Origin of the sequence: Mesorhizobium sp. M1050, from assembly GCF_040318715.1 — a bacterium.
In the GTDB taxonomy this organism is placed as follows: Bacteria; Pseudomonadota; Alphaproteobacteria; order Rhizobiales; family Rhizobiaceae; genus Mesorhizobium.
On record NZ_JAMYMV010000022.1, the window covers coordinates 21150 to 36336 of the forward strand.

14 protein-coding genes are annotated in these 15187 nt (G+C 62.6%); 6 read left to right on the forward strand and 8 right to left on the reverse strand.

Going from position 1 to position 15187, the window contains the following annotated elements:
- Positions 1–16 precede the first annotated feature (16 nt).
- The 4 genes from atpA to NKH57_RS14690 all read right to left on the reverse strand — a co-directional run bounded on the left by atpA (position 17) and on the right by NKH57_RS14690 (position 3540).
- Entirely contained in the window at positions 17–1546 is a 1530-nt protein-coding gene (gene atpA, locus NKH57_RS14675) for a F0F1 ATP synthase subunit alpha (RefSeq protein ID WP_023762495.1), read from the reverse strand.
- Positions 1546–2106: a F0F1 ATP synthase subunit delta gene (locus NKH57_RS14680; protein WP_352945042.1), complete on the reverse strand. Its 561-nt coding sequence runs from the start codon at positions 2104–2106 to the stop codon at positions 1546–1548. The genes atpA and NKH57_RS14680 overlap by 1 nt, the downstream gene beginning before the upstream one ends.
- A 246-nt stretch (positions 2107–2352) precedes the next feature.
- Positions 2353–2748, reverse strand: a complete 396-nt coding sequence (locus NKH57_RS14685) for an AGROH133_08824 family phage infection protein (protein ID WP_023762497.1) — start codon at positions 2746–2748, stop codon at positions 2353–2355.
- A 96-nt stretch (positions 2749–2844) separates the two neighbouring features.
- Positions 2845–3540: an aspartate/glutamate racemase family protein gene (locus tag NKH57_RS14690; protein ID WP_023762498.1), complete on the reverse strand. Its 696-nt coding sequence runs from the start codon at positions 3538–3540 to the stop codon at positions 2845–2847.
- A 74-nt stretch (positions 3541–3614) separates the two neighbouring features.
- On the opposite strand from NKH57_RS14690, the gene NKH57_RS14695 reads away from it, so the two are divergent.
- Both NKH57_RS14695 and NKH57_RS14700 read left to right on the forward strand, forming a co-directional pair.
- A complete protein-coding gene (locus NKH57_RS14695; protein WP_023762499.1) occupies positions 3615–3848 on the forward strand; it encodes a type II toxin-antitoxin system Phd/YefM family antitoxin in 234 nt (77 codons plus the stop codon).
- Entirely contained in the window at positions 3845–4300 is a 456-nt protein-coding gene (locus tag NKH57_RS14700; protein ID WP_023762500.1) for a type II toxin-antitoxin system VapC family toxin, read from the forward strand. Before NKH57_RS14695 ends, NKH57_RS14700 begins: the two co-directional genes overlap by 4 nt.
- Before the next feature lie 6 nt (positions 4301–4306).
- Here the strand turns inward: NKH57_RS14700 and NKH57_RS14705 are convergent, their stop codons facing one another.
- Positions 4307–6490: a primosomal protein N' gene (locus NKH57_RS14705; RefSeq protein WP_352945045.1), complete on the reverse strand. Its 2184-nt coding sequence runs from the start codon at positions 6488–6490 to the stop codon at positions 4307–4309.
- Between the two features lie 90 nt (positions 6491–6580).
- On the opposite strand from NKH57_RS14705, the gene fsa reads away from it, so the two are divergent.
- A complete protein-coding gene (fsa, locus tag NKH57_RS14710) occupies positions 6581–7237 on the forward strand; it encodes a fructose-6-phosphate aldolase (protein WP_023762502.1) in 657 nt (218 codons plus the stop codon).
- Between the two features lie 76 nt (positions 7238–7313).
- On the opposite strand, the gene NKH57_RS14715 is transcribed toward fsa, so the two are convergent.
- The 3 genes from NKH57_RS14715 to leuS form a co-directional block, all read right to left on the reverse strand.
- A complete protein-coding gene (locus NKH57_RS14715) occupies positions 7314–9992 on the reverse strand; it encodes a DNA translocase FtsK (protein WP_352945047.1) in 2679 nt (892 codons plus the stop codon).
- A gap of 287 nt (positions 9993–10279) precedes the next feature.
- On the reverse strand, positions 10280–10858 hold the full coding sequence (gene lptE / locus NKH57_RS14720; protein WP_352945049.1) for an LPS assembly lipoprotein LptE: 579 nt from the start codon (positions 10856–10858) through the stop codon (positions 10280–10282).
- On the reverse strand, positions 10845–13469 hold the full coding sequence (gene leuS / locus NKH57_RS14725; RefSeq protein ID WP_352945051.1) for a leucine--tRNA ligase: 2625 nt from the start codon (positions 13467–13469) through the stop codon (positions 10845–10847). The genes lptE and leuS overlap by 14 nt, the downstream gene beginning before the upstream one ends.
- A gap of 155 nt (positions 13470–13624) precedes the next feature.
- On the opposite strand from leuS, the gene NKH57_RS14730 reads away from it, so the two are divergent.
- The 3 genes from NKH57_RS14730 (at position 13625) to NKH57_RS14740 (ending at position 15032) form a co-directional block, all read left to right on the forward strand.
- Positions 13625–14287: a YggS family pyridoxal phosphate-dependent enzyme gene (locus NKH57_RS14730; RefSeq protein WP_023762506.1), complete on the forward strand. Its 663-nt coding sequence runs from the start codon at positions 13625–13627 to the stop codon at positions 14285–14287.
- Between the two features lie 89 nt (positions 14288–14376).
- Positions 14377–14631 carry a type II toxin-antitoxin system Phd/YefM family antitoxin gene (locus tag NKH57_RS14735; RefSeq protein WP_023762507.1) on the forward strand — a complete coding sequence of 85 codons (255 nt, stop codon included), beginning with the start codon at positions 14377–14379 and terminating at the stop codon, positions 14629–14631.
- Positions 14631–15032: a type II toxin-antitoxin system VapC family toxin gene (locus tag NKH57_RS14740; protein ID WP_352945054.1), complete on the forward strand. Its 402-nt coding sequence runs from the start codon at positions 14631–14633 to the stop codon at positions 15030–15032. The genes NKH57_RS14735 and NKH57_RS14740 overlap by 1 nt, the downstream gene beginning before the upstream one ends.
- Positions 15033–15187: the final 155 nt, after the last annotated feature.

Consider the following 15187-nt stretch of genomic DNA (forward strand, 5'->3'; position numbering starts at 1 on the left):
CCGACTGGCGCTTCGCTCAGGCGAAGGTCTTGGCGAAAGCGTCGATCTCGGCCTTCAGCTTGGCGCGCAGATCGTCCGACAGCGCCTTTTCCTTGCGGATGGCGTCGAGAATGTCCTTGCCGGCTGCACGCATGTGGCTGAGCAGGCCATGCTCGAACTTGCCGACCTGATTGACCGGCAGTTTGTCGAGATAACCATTGACGCCGGCGAAGATCACCGCGACCTGCTCTTCCGTCTTCAGCGGCGAAAACTGCGGCTGCTTGAGGAGTTCGGTCAGGCGCGACCCACGGTTGAGCAGGCGTTGCGTGGCGGCATCGAGATCCGAGCCGAACTGCGCGAAGGCCGCCATTTCGCGATACTGCGCAAGCTCGCCCTTGATCGACCCGGCAACCTGCTTCATCGCCTTGATCTGCGCGGCCGAGCCGACGCGGCTGACCGACAGGCCGACGTTCACGGCAGGACGGATGCCCTGGAAGAACAGGTTGGTTTCGAGGAAGATCTGGCCGTCGGTGATCGAGATCACGTTGGTCGGGATGTAGGCCGACACGTCGTTGGCCTGCGTTTCGATAATCGGCAATGCGGTCAGCGAACCGCCGCCCAGATCGTCGTTGAGCTTGGCGGCCCGCTCGAGCAGGCGCGAATGCAGGTAGAAGACGTCGCCGGGATAGGCTTCGCGGCCCGGCGGGCGGCGCAGCAGCAGCGACATCTGGCGATAGGCGACGGCCTGCTTCGACAGATCGTCATAGCTGATCAGCGCATGCATGCCGTTGTCGCGGAAGTACTCGCCCATGGTGGCGCCGGCGAATGGCGCCAGGAACTGCATCGGCGCCGGATCGGAAGCGGTAGCGGCGATGATGATCGAATATTCGAGCGCGCCGCGCTCTTCCAGCACCTTGACGAACTGCGCGACGGTCGATCGCTTCTGGCCGACGGCGACGTAGACGCAGTAGAGCTTTTCCTTCTCGGGGCCGTTGTCGTGCACCGACTTCTGGTTGAGCATGGTGTCGAGGATGATAGCGGTCTTGCCGGTCTGGCGGTCGCCGATGACCAGCTCGCGCTGGCCGCGGCCGACCGGGATCAGCGCATCGATGGCCTTGAGGCCGGTCGACATCGGCTCGTTCACCGATTTGCGCGGGATGATGCCGGGCGCCTTGACGTCGACGCGCTTGCGCTCGACTGCCTTGATCGGGCCCTTGCCGTCGATCGGATTGCCGAGCGCGTCGACGACGCGGCCGAGCAGGCCGGGGCCGACGGGAACGTCGACGATGGCACCGGTGCGCTTGACGATGTCGCCTTCCTTGATGTCGCGGTCGGCGCCGAAGATGACGACGCCGACATTATCGGCCTCGAGGTTGAGCGCCATGCCGCGGATACCGCCCGGGAATTCGACCATCTCGCCGGCCTGGACATTGTCGAGGCCGTAGACACGGGCGATACCGTCACCGACGGACAGCACCTGTCCAACTTCGGAGACCTCGGCCTCCTTGCCGAAATTCTTGATCTGGTCTTTCAGAATTGCGGAAATTTCCGCGGCGCGGATGTCCATCAGCCGACCTCTTTCAGTGCAAGCTTGAGCGAATTGAGTTTGGTTTTGAGCGACGTATCGATCTGGCGCGAGCCCATCTTGATCACCAGCCCGCCAAGCAGCGACGGATCGACGGTGACGGAGATGGCCACGTCCTTGCCGGCAACGCTCTTCAGCGCGGCCTTGAGTTCGGTCTGCTGGGCTGCCGTCAGCTCATGTGCTGAAGTCACTTCGGCAGCAGTCTCGCCACGATGTTCGGCTGATATCTGGCGGAACGCCCTGATCATGCCGGGAATGGCGAACAGCCGGCGGTTGCGGGCGACGACACGCAGGAAATTGCCGGTGAGGCCGGCAATCCCGGCCTTGTCGGCGATCGCCGCGATGGCCTTGGCCTGATCCTCGCTGGAAAACACCGGGCTGTTGATCAGCCTGGTAAGATCGGCGCTGCCTGCCAGCATGGCTTCGAAGCTGTTGAGGTCGGCTTCGACCTTGGCGACGGAATTTGCCTGCAGGGCGAGTTCGAACAGCGAACCCGCATAGCGTTCTGCGACACCTGAGATTGGCGATGACGATTGAGCCACGGACCGTCTTTTCTCTTGTCTGACAGGCCGTAGATTGTTGGCGCGAGCAAAAACTCTGGCTAAATCTTTGACCTTACTGCATTTTTTCGAGCACGGAGGCGCGGCTTCCGCTATCCCCTGCCGAAAGTCGATTGCCGTCTAGCACAGGCATTTTAAGACCGCAATGCGTCGTTCCGCATGGTTTTCAGGCACTATTGTCGCATCCGGCGAAAGTCGCCGCCCTTCCATCGCGGAATCCCTAACGATTCAAGGCAGAAAGCCAAAGGCGAAGGCAAGCGGCAGCGCCGCCAGCGCCAATTCCACCACGATGGAAACCCAATTGAATGGCGTGTTGGCGCCATCCGACATCATCGACAGCAGCCGACCAAAGGCGGTGAACAGCCAGGAGAAGCCAAGCGTCATGTAGATCAGCGGCTGCGCCAAGAGGATGCAGCACAGGCCGACGCCGAGATAGAAGCCCGACATCCTGCCACGCCCCTCGGCGATCGCAGCCGCCTTCTCGGGCTTGGCCTGCAAGCGCAGGATCCGGAAGGCTAGACTGGGTGCCAGAAAAAACAAAAGCCCGAGCAGCACGGTGACGACGGCGCTCGACCACGCCAGCCATTCGCCCTGACTCGTCGGCCACGGAAGCGCATAATCCATCTCGTCCCCTCGAAAATGCCTTTCTTGAAATTCCGCGCATTCTAGCGGAGGAAAAACCCCGCGCCAGATGGCGCCGGGAACTTTAGGAGAGGCGCATCAACCGAGCGCGAATTCCACTGCCGCCTCGGCATGGATGCGCGTCGTGTCGAAGACCGGAATGTCGAAATCCTGCTGGCCGATGAGCATGGTAATCTCGGTGCAGCCCATGATGACGCTGTCGGCCGCCTCTTCGCGGCGCAGGCGTTCGGTCTCGGCGAGATAGGCCGCCTTCGAGATTTCCGTGACGATGCCCTGGCACAGTTCGTCGTAGATGACGCGATGGATCATGTCTCGCCCGGCCGCATCGGGCACGACGGAGCTCAAGCCAAATTTGTCCGCGAGCCGGCCCTTGTAGAAATCCTGCTCCATGGTGAACCGCGTCGCCAGCAGTGCCGGGCGCTGCATGCCGGCGCGCTTGACCGCGACGGCCGTGGCGTCGGCGATGTGGATCAGCGGGATCGACACCGACGCCTGCACCTGGTCGGCCAGTTTGTGCATGGTGTTGGTGCACAGAAGCAAGCCATCCGCGCCGCCGGCCTCGAGCTTGCGCGCCGCTTCGACAAGAAGCACGCCGGCGCCCTCCCAGTCGCCGTGGTGCTGCCGCTCGGCGATCTCAGCGAAGTCGAACGACCACAGCAGCAATTTGGCCGAATGCAGCCCGCCCAGCCGCTCGCGCACGATCTCGTTGAGCAGGCGATAGTAGATGGCCGTCGATTCCCAGCTCATGCCGCCCAGAAGGCCAAGGGTTTTCATAAGGGCTGTTCCTTTGCCGTATAATTCCTATATTATGACCACATGAGACCACAAGGAGATTTGCCGTGAGAACGATGCAGGTTCGGGAGGCCAAGGCGGGGTTCTCGGCGCTCGTCGAGGCCGCAGAGAGCGGAGAGCCCACCATTATCACAAAGCACGGCAAGCCGGCAGCGGCCGTTGTCTCGGTCGAGGACTTACAAAAGCTTTATCCAGCCAAGCGTCGAAACTTCGGGGAGTTTCTCCTGACCTATCCGGGAGGGATCGAGCTTGAAAGGAACGAGTCACCGTCGCGGGATATCGACCTTTGAGCGGTTATCTTCTCGACACTTCCATCTTATCCGCGTTCGCTCCCGGCAGGCCGGCGCTTGCGAAAGACGTCGCCAATTGGATTGTAGCGCAAGGTGAAAAGCAAACGCTCTTCATACCGGTTATTGCGATCACCGAAATCGAGAAAGGCATACGCAAGCTCGATCGCGCTGGGGCCAAAAACCGCGCGGACAGCCTCACCGTCTGGCTCAACGACACCATTGAGGGATTTGCAGATCAGATTCTAGCGGTCAATGCCGATATAGCGCGAAGAGCGGGCCGAATGGAGGAAGCAGTCTCTGCGAAAGGGAAGAATCCGGGCTTGGCGGACATACTGATCGCTGCTACGGCGGTAGCTAACGGGCTCACCGTAGTTACAGCAAACGTCAGGCATTTTGAAGCGCTTGACGTTTGGTGCTGGAATATACTGCAAGACCCGCCGAGCCTCGACTAATCATTTTTACAAAAAGCTCTGCGGGTCGATATCCACCTGCACCCGGACCGAGCCGCGCTGCTTCGGCCCGTTCGCCAGCATGGCCCTGATAAAACCTTGCATGTCGGCACGCCGTTCGCCCTGGATCAGCAGGCGGAAGCGATGGCGGCCGCCGAGCAGTGACAACGGCGCCTCGGCTGGCCCCAGTACGAACAGATCGGTGGCCTCCGGCGCGGCGCGGCGCAGGCCGCGTGCATGGCCCTCGGCTTCCGCCCGCGTCATCGCACTGACGATGACACCGGCCAGCCGGCCGAAGGGCGGCAGGGCCGCCCGCTCGCGCTCGGCGATCTCGCGCTCGTAAAAGGCCTCGGCGTCGCCGGAGACGATCGCCCGCATCACCGGATGGTCGGGCTGGAAGGTCTGTAGCAGGCCGAGGCTCTTTTTGCCGGTACGGCCGGCGCGGCCGGTTACCTGGCTGAGCAGCTGGAACGTGCGCTCGGCGGCGCGCGGATCGCCATTAGCAAGGCCGAGATCGGCATCGACGACGCCGACCAGCGTCATGTTGGGGAAATTGTGGCCCTTGGCGACGAGCTGCGTGCCGATGACGATGTCGGCCTCGCCATTGGCGATCGCCTCCAGCTCCAATCGCAGCCGCCGCACGCCGCCCATCAGGTCGGACGACAAAACGATGGTGCGCGCGTCGGGAAAATGCGCGACGACCTCTTCGGCGATACGCTCGACACCTGGCCCGCAGGCGACCAGATGATCGAGTGTGCCACATTCCGGGCAGGCTTCGGGACGGCGCTCATTGTGCCCGCAATGATGGCAGACCAACTGGCCGCGAAACCGGTGCTCGACCAGCCAAGCCGAGCAGACCGGGCAGCCGAAGCGATGGCCGCAGACTCGGCACAACGTCAGCGGCGCATATCCGCGCCGGTTGAGGAACAGCAGCGACTGCTCCTGCCTCTCCAGCGTCTGGCGCATCTGGTCGAGCAGCACTGGTGACAGGAAGCCGCCGCGCGCCGGCGGCGCCCGCCGCATGTCGACTGCCTTGAGATGGGGGAGCGCCGCCTCGGCGAAACGGGCAGAAAGAACGGCTCTGTTGTATTTGCCTTGGCTCGCATTGACCCGGCTTTCCACCGATGGCGTCGCCGACGCCAGCACCACCGGAAAGCTGCCGATATGGCCGCGCACCACCGCCATGTCGCGCGCATTGTAGAAGACGCGGTCCTCCTGCTTGTAGGCGGGGTCGTGCTCCTCGTCGACGACGATCAGGCCGAGTTCCTTGAACGGCAGGAACAGCGCCGAGCGCGCGCCGGCGACGACCCGCACACCGCCTTCCGCCACTTGCCGCCACACTTTTTCGCGCATCCGCGGCGGCAGGTCGGAATGCCATTCGCCCGGCTTTGCACCGAAGCGCTGCTGGAAGCGCTCGAGAAAGGCATGCGTCAGCGCGATTTCCGGTAGCAGGATCAACACCTGCTTGCCCTGGTCGAGCGCGGCCGCCACCGCCTCGAAATAGACCTCCGTCTTGCCCGATCCGGTAACGCCGTCGAGCAGTGCGACATTGAACACGCCGGCTGCGACATTGGCGCGCAGCATCAGCGCCGCGTCGCTCTGGTCCGGCATCAGTTCCGGTGTGGCGTAGATGGAATCGGGCGCGGCCACCACCGGGCGCGGCGGGATCATCACCGTCTCGAAGACGCCTTGCGCCCTCAGGCCGTCGATCACCGTCGACGACACGCCCGCGGCATGAGCCAACCCGGACCGCGTCCAGGCAAGGCCGCCTTCGGCCGTCTCCAGCACCCGCTCCCTGGCGGCCGTCATCCGGTCGGGCACCAGAAGCGTGCGCTGCAGCCCCTCGATCCATGGTTCGGGATCGAATGCTTCCGGTGCCCTGAGCAACATGCGCGCCACCATGCCCGGTGGCGACAGCGTGTACTGCGCCACCCAATCGACGAAACGGCGCATCGCGCGGTCGATCGGCGGACAGTCGAAGACCTGCTCGATGGGGCGCAGCTTCTTCGCGTCGACCTTCTCGACCGCACCGTCCCAGACGATGCCGGCGACCTGGCGCGGGCCGAGCGGCACGCGTACGATCGAGCCCGGCACCACGCGCATGCCGGCGGGCACGGCATAGGTGTAGGGGCGTTCGGCGGGCATCGGCACCAGCACCGGTGCGGCTGCGACAAAGGGCGAATCTTCGATCATGAGGCGTGACCTTGCCCTGACTTTGGTCTAGATCAAAGGCCGACCCCGAATGTGCATGGCATGCACATAAAAATCTTCAGGAGACCTGCCATGAAATTTTTTGTCGACACCGCCGATATCAAGGATATCCGTGAGCTGAACGATCTGGGACTGCTCGATGGCGTTACCACCAACCCGTCGCTGATCCTGAAATCCGGCGGCAAGATCTCCGAGGTCACCAAGCAGATCTGCGACATCGTCGAAGGGCCGGTGTCGGCGGAAGTGGTGGCCACCGAATTCAAGGCCATGATGGCGGAGGCCGAGACGTTGGCCAAGATCGCGCCCAATGTCTGCATCAAGGTGCCGCTGACGCTCGACGGGCTGAAGGCCTGCAAGACGATCCGCACCCAGATGAACCGTATGGTCAACGTCACGCTGTGCTTCTCGGCCAACCAGGCACTGCTGGCGGCCAAGGCCGGCGCTTCCTTCATTTCGCCCTTCGTCGGCCGTGTCGACGACACCGGCGCGGACGGCATGGAGCTGATCCAGGAGATCCGGCAGATCTACGAAAATTACGATTTCCAGACCGAGATCCTCGTCGCTTCGGTCCGCACGGTGAACCATGTCAAGCAGGCAGCCCTGATCGGCGCCGACGTTGTTACCGCGCCGCCGGCGACGCTGAAGGCGCTGGTCAACCATCCGTTGACCGACAAGGGCCTCGCCGCCTTCCTCGCCGACTGGGCCAAGACCGGCCAGAAGATCGGCTGAGCGATCCGATATCCGATACGAAAAAGGGCCGCGCAACCGGCCTTTTTTATGCGCCGCAGATTGAAGAGACGGCCGATCAATCCGAGCCGGCATCGTCAGGCGCGGTTGCCGGGGGGCGCCGCCCCATGATGATTTCGCGTTTGCCGACATGGTTGGGTGCGCCGACCAACCCCTCCTTTTCCATGCGTTCGACCAGGGATGCGGCGCGGTTGTAACCGACGCCCAGGCGGCGCTGGATGTACGACGTCGAACACTTCTTGTCGCGCACCACCACCTTGACCGCCTCGTCGTAGATGGAATCACTGTCTTCGGCTGCAATCGATCCCTTGTCGAAGACCGCGTCTTGATCGCCTTCGGCTTCTTCCTCATCCTCGTCGGCTGTCACGGTTTCCAGATATTCAGGCCGGCCCTGCGCCTTCAGATGCGCCACGACGTGCTCGACCTCCGCATCTGAAACGAAGGGACCATGCACGCGGGAAATGCGACCCCCACCCATCATGTGCAGCATGTCGCCCTGGCCGAGCAGCTGTTCGGCGCCCTGCTCGCCAAGGATGGTGCGGCTGTCGATCTTGGACGTCACCTGGAAGGAAATCCGGGTTGGGAAATTGGCCTTGATGGTGCCCGTGATGACATCGACGGAAGGGCGCTGCGTTGCCATGATCAGGTGAATGCCGGCAGCGCGCGCCATCTGCGCCAGACGCTGGATGGCGCCTTCGATCTCCTTGCCGGCGACCATCATCAGGTCGGCCATCTCGTCGACGATGACGACGATGTAGGGCATCGGCGCAAGATCGATTTCCTGCTGTTCGAAAAGCGGCTCGCCGGTGCCCTTTTCGAAACCGGTCTGCACCGTCATGACGACGGTCTCGCCCTTGTCGCGGGCAGCGGCCGCGCGCTCATTGTAGCCATCGATGTTGCGCACACCGAGCCGAGCCATCTTGCGATAGCGGTCCTCCATTTCGCGCACGGCCCATTTGAGCGCGGTGACGGCTTTCTTGGGGTCCGTGACGACGGGCGTCAGAAGATGCGGAATGCCGTCATAAACGGAGAGTTCGAGCATCTTGGGATCGACCATGATCAGCCGGCATTCCTCCGGCTTCAGCCGGTAGAGTAACGACAGGATCATGGTGTTGATGGCAACCGACTTGCCGGATCCGGTGGTTCCGGCCACGAGCAAATGAGGCATCTTCGCCAGTTCGGCGATGACCGGCTCACCGCCGATCGTCTTGCCCAGGCAAAGCGCCAGCTTGCAGCTGGTCCTGCGGAAGCCCTCCGATTCGATCAACTCGCGGAAATAGACGGTTTCGCGCGTCTCGTTCGGAAGCTCGATGCCGATGACGTTGCGGCCAGGCACGACGGCGACGCGCGCCGAAATCGCCGACATGGAGCGGGCGATATCATCGGCAAGCCCGATGACACGCGAGGATTTGACACCCGGTGCCGGTTCGAACTCATAGAGCGTGACGACAGGGCCTGGGCGAACGTGAATGATTTCGCCGCGCACACCGAAATCCTCGAGCACGCTTTCCAACAGATCAGCGTTCTGCTCGAGCCGCTCCTGCGACATGTAGAAGCCTTGCCCCTCCGGGGGCTGCTGCAACAGCTCTTCCGAAGGAAGCTCATAAAGTTCGCCCGCCGTTGACAGCACAATATTCCCGGCCCTTGGCAAGCGCGGAGAGCGAGCGCTGGCGACCCTGACAGTGACGTCCACGCCTGCCGGCGCAGGAACGGCATCGCTTTTAGCAGCGAGGATTGCGGCAGCGTCGGCCCGGAGCGGAATGCCCGCAGATACGTCAGGCTGGACGACACTCTGATTCGAGTTAGCCGGCAAAACGTCCGGCAACGGCTTCGGGGCCTGGCCTGGAAGCCATTCGATGACGCGAAACAGCGAGGTGGCATCGGTCGCCATCGGCGAGCGGTTGTCGAGCCGCTCACGGGCGATGACAGGCACGGCGACAACCGGTGCAGAAGAGGTTGGGCTGGGCTGCCGGGCCTGTGACGAAACATCGACCAGGTAGGGCGCCATAGCCTCGAAGAAGGCGTGGTCCGAAAGATAGGGCCAGCGCAGTTTTTCGGCAGTGGCCGGTTTGATCGGCGCGCCCGGAGCGGCAGCCGCGCGCGCGGAAGCTCGTCCCGTTGCTGCCGTTACCGAAGCTACGACACTCTCCTTCTCTTTGGCCCGCCCCGGAAGAGCGAGAGCCGCAGCCGGCGGTGACGGCCTTTGCGTGGCGGCTCCACGACCGGCCAGCGGCTGGGAAGCTGGGGTTTTCACCGAGGCCGGCAACGCCAGCAGCGAGGGCACGGAGGATGCCTGATCGACCACGGCTTGCGCGACTGTTTGCGGCGTGGGGAGCGCGTCTGCATCGCCTTGCTCGGCAACACGCTCGTGCTGCGGGCGTTGCTTCTTGGCTTCATAGTCTGGTGTGCGGGTGAAACGCACGTTGGGCGCGAGGAAGAAGTATTCCTGCCAGGCAGGACTTTCGATATCGCCGTTTTTCAAGGACGCGTTGCTCGCCTCCGCGCCCCTTGGCTCCATATAAGACCGCCTGTTGCCGCCGAGATCGACAATCGGCGCGGAATAGCCGACCTGGTGTGTGCCGGGCTGCCGGCCATCCAGTCCCTTGTGGGCCGGACGATCAAGATCGCCTGTCGCGGCTGAAGACGTTCGCTGCCCGCCCTTGTCGCACTTCACCTCGGGATCATCAGGCGATGCTGCCTTCAACAAATTGACCCGGGAAAAACGACTGGCTTCCATTCTCAAGACTCACTCTGAATTGCCTGCCGAGCAATAGGGAGCGAGTGGTTAACAGTTGCTTCCCGAATGGATCGCCGACGATCCTTGGACAGCAAAATCGTCGTGACGGCTTCTGCGAACGACGCAGCCGAATCGTCATCCACAGCGCACGCCGTGGCGTGATCTGCCCGCTGTGCTGGTCGGCCGATGGCGTCTCTTCGCGGCGATGCAGGACGTCTCTATCCGGGAACCTGATCGTGATCTCACGATCATCCCACCATGCACGGGCCGCTAGGCCGATGGCCGCGCTAGCTGGCCTTGGCGTGCCTGACCAGATCCTGGGCGATGGACAATTGCAGTGCTTCGGCCAGTTCGCGCGCGGCGCGATTCTCGGCGTCGATCTGCGCCCGGTACGCGGCGAACTCCTGACGCGGCCTGTCGAAGGACGAGGTGATCGAACGCTTGCCGGATGCGATCACCACACCGGTCTTCACATCGGACAGCGTATAGTTGCCGGTCAGCGTCACGGAACCGGCGGTCGGTTCGTCCTCGTTGGTCCCAACCTGCACAAGTGCCGCGGATTCGACGGCTTCGGTCACGCCGAGATTGAGCGAATAGGCCGGTGAGGCCGGCTCGCCGGCACCTCGTCCAAACCCGAAAATCAGATCGTTGCGCACCTGCTGGGCATAACGCGAGTTGACCGGCTTGATGGCGATCGAAGCCAGTTCGGCACTGGCGCTCGCCGGCGAACCCGACAGCGACGCGCTCGAATAGAGCGGCCGCACCGTGCAGGCCGAGACAAGCGCGAGCGAGCCGACCAGACCGGCGAACGCGATATGGCGCAGCACACGGCTCAACCCTGTCTTTTCCCGATCAGGCAACGACATTGACGATCCTCTGCGGCACGATGATCACCTTGCGCGGAGCCTTTCCTTCGAGCGCTTTCTGCACGAAGTCGAGAGCCAATACCGCTTTTTCGACCGCACCTTGGTCCGCGTCGCGGGCAATTGTCAAATCTCCTCGCTTCTTGCCGTTGACCTGCACCGGATAGGTGACTTCGTTGTCGACGACCAGCGCCGGATCGAACGCCGGCCACGGCCGTTCGGCAACCAGATCGGTGCCGCTGAGCGTTTCCCAGCACTCCTCTGCCAGATGCGGCATGACCGGTGCGATCAGATGCACGAGAATCTCCACGGCCTGCCGGCAGGCACCCTTGAGTGCTGCATCAGCCTTGCCTTCGGCCACCTCGTTGAGCGGCGAGGTCAGCGCGTTGGCCAGTTCGTACATGCGGGCGATGGCGCGGTTGAAAGCCAGCTTCTCGATATCCTCACCGACCGCCTTCAGGATCTTGTGCGCGGCCTTGGAAACCACAGCGGCCTCGCCGCTGCCAGCCGCCGCGGGCTCGATGCCGGCCAACGTTTCGGCCGCCGTCGACACCAGGCGCCAGATACGCTGGATGAAGCGATGCGCGCCGGCGGCGCCATCGTCGGTCCATTCAACGTCGCGCTCTGGCGGCGAATCCGACAGCATGAACCAGCGCGCCGTGTCGGCGCCATAGCCATCGGTGATGTCTTCCGGACTGACCGTGTTCTTCTTCGACTTCGACATCTTTTCGAGAGGGCCGATCGTCGCCGTCTCGCCCGTAGAGATCTCGATGGCGCGGCGCTTGCCGTCAACGTCTTCCAGCCGAATCTCGGTGGGCGCCAGCCAGCGGCCATTCGATGCCGAGCCGACGCGATAGGTCTCGTGCACCACCATGCCTTGCGTGAACAGCCCTTTGAACGGCTCGGCCAGATCGACATGACCGGCCTCGCGCATGGCACGGGTGAAGTAGCGGGAATAGAGCAAGTGCAGGATCGCGTGCTCGATGCCGCCAATATACTGGTCGACAGGCAGCCATTCATTGGCCGCCATGGGATCAGTCGGTTCATGCGCCCAGGGCGCTGTGAAGCGCGCGAAATACCAGGACGAATCGACGAAGGTGTCCATCGTGTCGGTTTCGCGCCGCGCATCTCTACCGCATTGCGGGCATTTCACATGCCGCCATGTCGGATGCCGGTCGAGCGGATTGCCCGGCCGGTCGAAATCGACATCGTCGGGCAACTTGACCGGCAGGTCGGCTTTCGGCACCGGCACCACGCCGCAATCCTCGCAATGGATCATCGGGATCGGGCAGCCCCAGTAGCGCTGGCGCGAAATGCCCCAGTCGCGCAGGCGGAAATTCACCTTGCGCTCCGCCATCGGCCGGTTGCCGATGGTCTTCTGTTCCAGCAGCTTCGCCACCTCGTCGAAAGCCTGATCCGGCTTCATGCCGTCGAGGAAGCGCGAGTTGATCATCACGCCATCGTCGACAAAGGCTTGATCGATGATCTGGAAGCTTGCCGGATTCTCGCCTTCCGGCATCACCACCGGGATAACCGGCAGGCCGTATTTGGTGGCGAAGTCGAGGTCGCGCTGGTCGCCGGACGGACAGCCGAAGATGGCGCCGGTGCCGTATTCCATCAGCACGAAATTGGCGACATAGACAGGCAGCGTCCAGCTGTCGTCAAACGGATGGACGACGCGGATACCGGTGTCAAAGCCCTTCTTCTCAGCCGTCTCAAGCGCCGCCACCGAGGTGCCCATATGGCTGATATCCTCGATGAACCTCGCCAGCGCCGGATTGCCTTCCGCAGCCTTCTTGGCCAGCGGATGATCGGCGGCGACAGCCATGAAGGAAGCGCCGAAGATGGTGTCGGGCCGTGTCGTATAGACTTCCAGCTCATGCTCGCCACCGACAGCATCTGCCAGCGGCCAACGGATCAGGAGGCCTTCCGAGCGGCCGATCCAGTTCTGCTGCATCAGCTTCACTTTTTCCGGCCATTCCTCGAGGCCGTCGAGCGAATCCAGCAGATCCTGCGCAAAGTCGGTGATCTTGAAGAACCACTGCGTCAGTTCGCGCTGTTCCACCAGCGCGCCCGAGCGCCAGCCGCGCCCGTCGATGACCTGCTCGTTGGCGAGCACGGTCATGTCCTCCGGATCCCAGTTGACCTTGGAGGACTTGCGCGTCACCAGCCCCTTCTCGACGAAATCGAGGAACAGCATCTGCTGGCGATGGTAGTAGTCGACGTCGCAGGTGGCGAATTCGCGCGCCCAGTCCAGCGACAGGCCCATAACCTTGAGCTGCTCGCGCATGGTGGCGATGTTTTGATAGGTCCATTCCTTGGGATGGACCTTGTTCTGCATCGCCGCGTTCTCGGCCGGCATGCCGAACGCGTCCCAGCCCATCGGGTGCAGCACGTTGAAACCCTTGGCCCGCTTGTAGCGTGCCACGACGTCACCCATCGTGTAGTTGCGGGTGTGGCCGATATGGATCCGCCCCGACGGATAGGGGAACATCTCCAGCACGAAGTATTTCGGGCGCGGATCGTCATTGTGCGCTTCGAACAGCTTCTTGGCGTCCCAGGCCTTCTGCCATTTGGGCTCTGACGCGCGCGGATTGTATCGTTCGGTTGCCATGGGATTATTTTCACTTAAAAGCATGCGCGAACTGCGGGCAACGGCTCGGCAGTTCAGGGAATGTGGTCCGGGTGTTCACCATGGTTTGGCAAACCCGTCAACCATATGGGTATCGCGTCTGACAAAAACGCGGGCCAAAACAGCAGGATTTGCATATGGGCGACGCCGTTCAGCAGTTTTTCACGGTCAAGGCCAGGATTGCTGCGGCGGAACACGAGGCTGGCCGCCAGGCTGGAGCGGTGACGCTGGTCGCGGTTTCCAAGACTTTTGACGCCGCCGACATACGCCCGGTCATCGAGGCCGGCCAGCGCGTCTTCGGCGAAAACCGGGTGCAGGAAGCGCAAGGCAAATGGCCGGCGCTGAAGGAGGCATTTGCGGATATCGAACTGCATCTGATCGGCCCGCTGCAGTCGAACAAGGCGAAAGAGGCGGTGACGTTGTTCGATGTCATCGAGACGGTCGATCGCGAGAAGATCGCCGCCGAACTTGCCAAGGAGATCGCCAGGCAAGGCCATGCGCCAAGGCTTTATGTCCAGGTCAACACCGGCTCCGAGCCGCAGAAGGCCGGCATCGAGCCGCGCCAGGCCGTCGCCTTCGTCGCCCGCTGCCGCGATGTGCACGGCCTCGCCATCGAGGGCCTGATGTGCATCCCGCCAGCTGATGAAAATCCGGGTCCGCACTTTGCCCTGCTGGAGAAGCTTGGCCGTGAGGCCGGCGTCGCCAAGCTGTCGATGGGCATGTCCGGCGACTACGAGACTGCAGTCGCCTTCGGCGCCACCAGCGTCAGGGTCGGTTCCGCGATCTTCGGCATTCGATAGCCATTGATAGTTGCAGTTCGAGCGCGGCATTTCTTGCTGCCTCACCGCAACAATGCTATATCTAGCCAAGCTAGCTAGGAAGCATTCGCATGAACTGGCATCTTCAGGACGCAAAGAACAATTTTTCCAAGGTGGTTCAACGCGCGCGCAGCGAGGGACCGCAGACGGTGACCCTGCGCGGCGAGCGCGCCGCAGTGGTGCTCTCTGCGGAAGACTACGACCGCTTGGCCGGAAAGAAGAAAAGCCTTGCTGAGTATCTTTTGACTGGCCCGGTCTGGGACGATGATTTCGCCGAGGAGGTCAACCGTCGCTCGGATACGATGATTCGGGATGTCGACCTCTGATGTACCTGCTCGACACGAACATCGTTTCGGACGTGCAGAGGCGGCTACCCAGGCCGACTGGATGGCTTACTTCGGTGGATCCGACATCGGTGAGCCTCAGCGTCATTACCCTTGGCGAGATCGAGCGTGGGATCGTCAAGCTACGCAAGGTCGACTTCGAAAAGGCAATGCGCCTCGATTTGTGGCTACGGGAGCTGCGGCGGGACAACGCCGACCGCATTCTTGCCGTCACGGAAGATGTCGCGTTGGCATGGGGGCGCATCGCTGCTGGTCGTACACGGGGCAGCGCCGACACGCTCATCGCGGCAACCGCGCTTGTCCATGACCTCATTCTTGTGACCCGCAATGTTGCCGACTTTGATGATACCGGCGTGACGGTCTTCAATCCCTGGGTGATCTGACCTTCCCACATTGCCACAAAGCCTGGAGGTTGGATGCGGCAACCGCGTCATAGCATCGCATTGCGATGCCCGGCTCCCTCTCTACTTCCGTCAAGGACCTTGAGCGACCGTCATGGCCGTTCCTTTGCAATGTCGAAGGAGGGCATCATGAACAA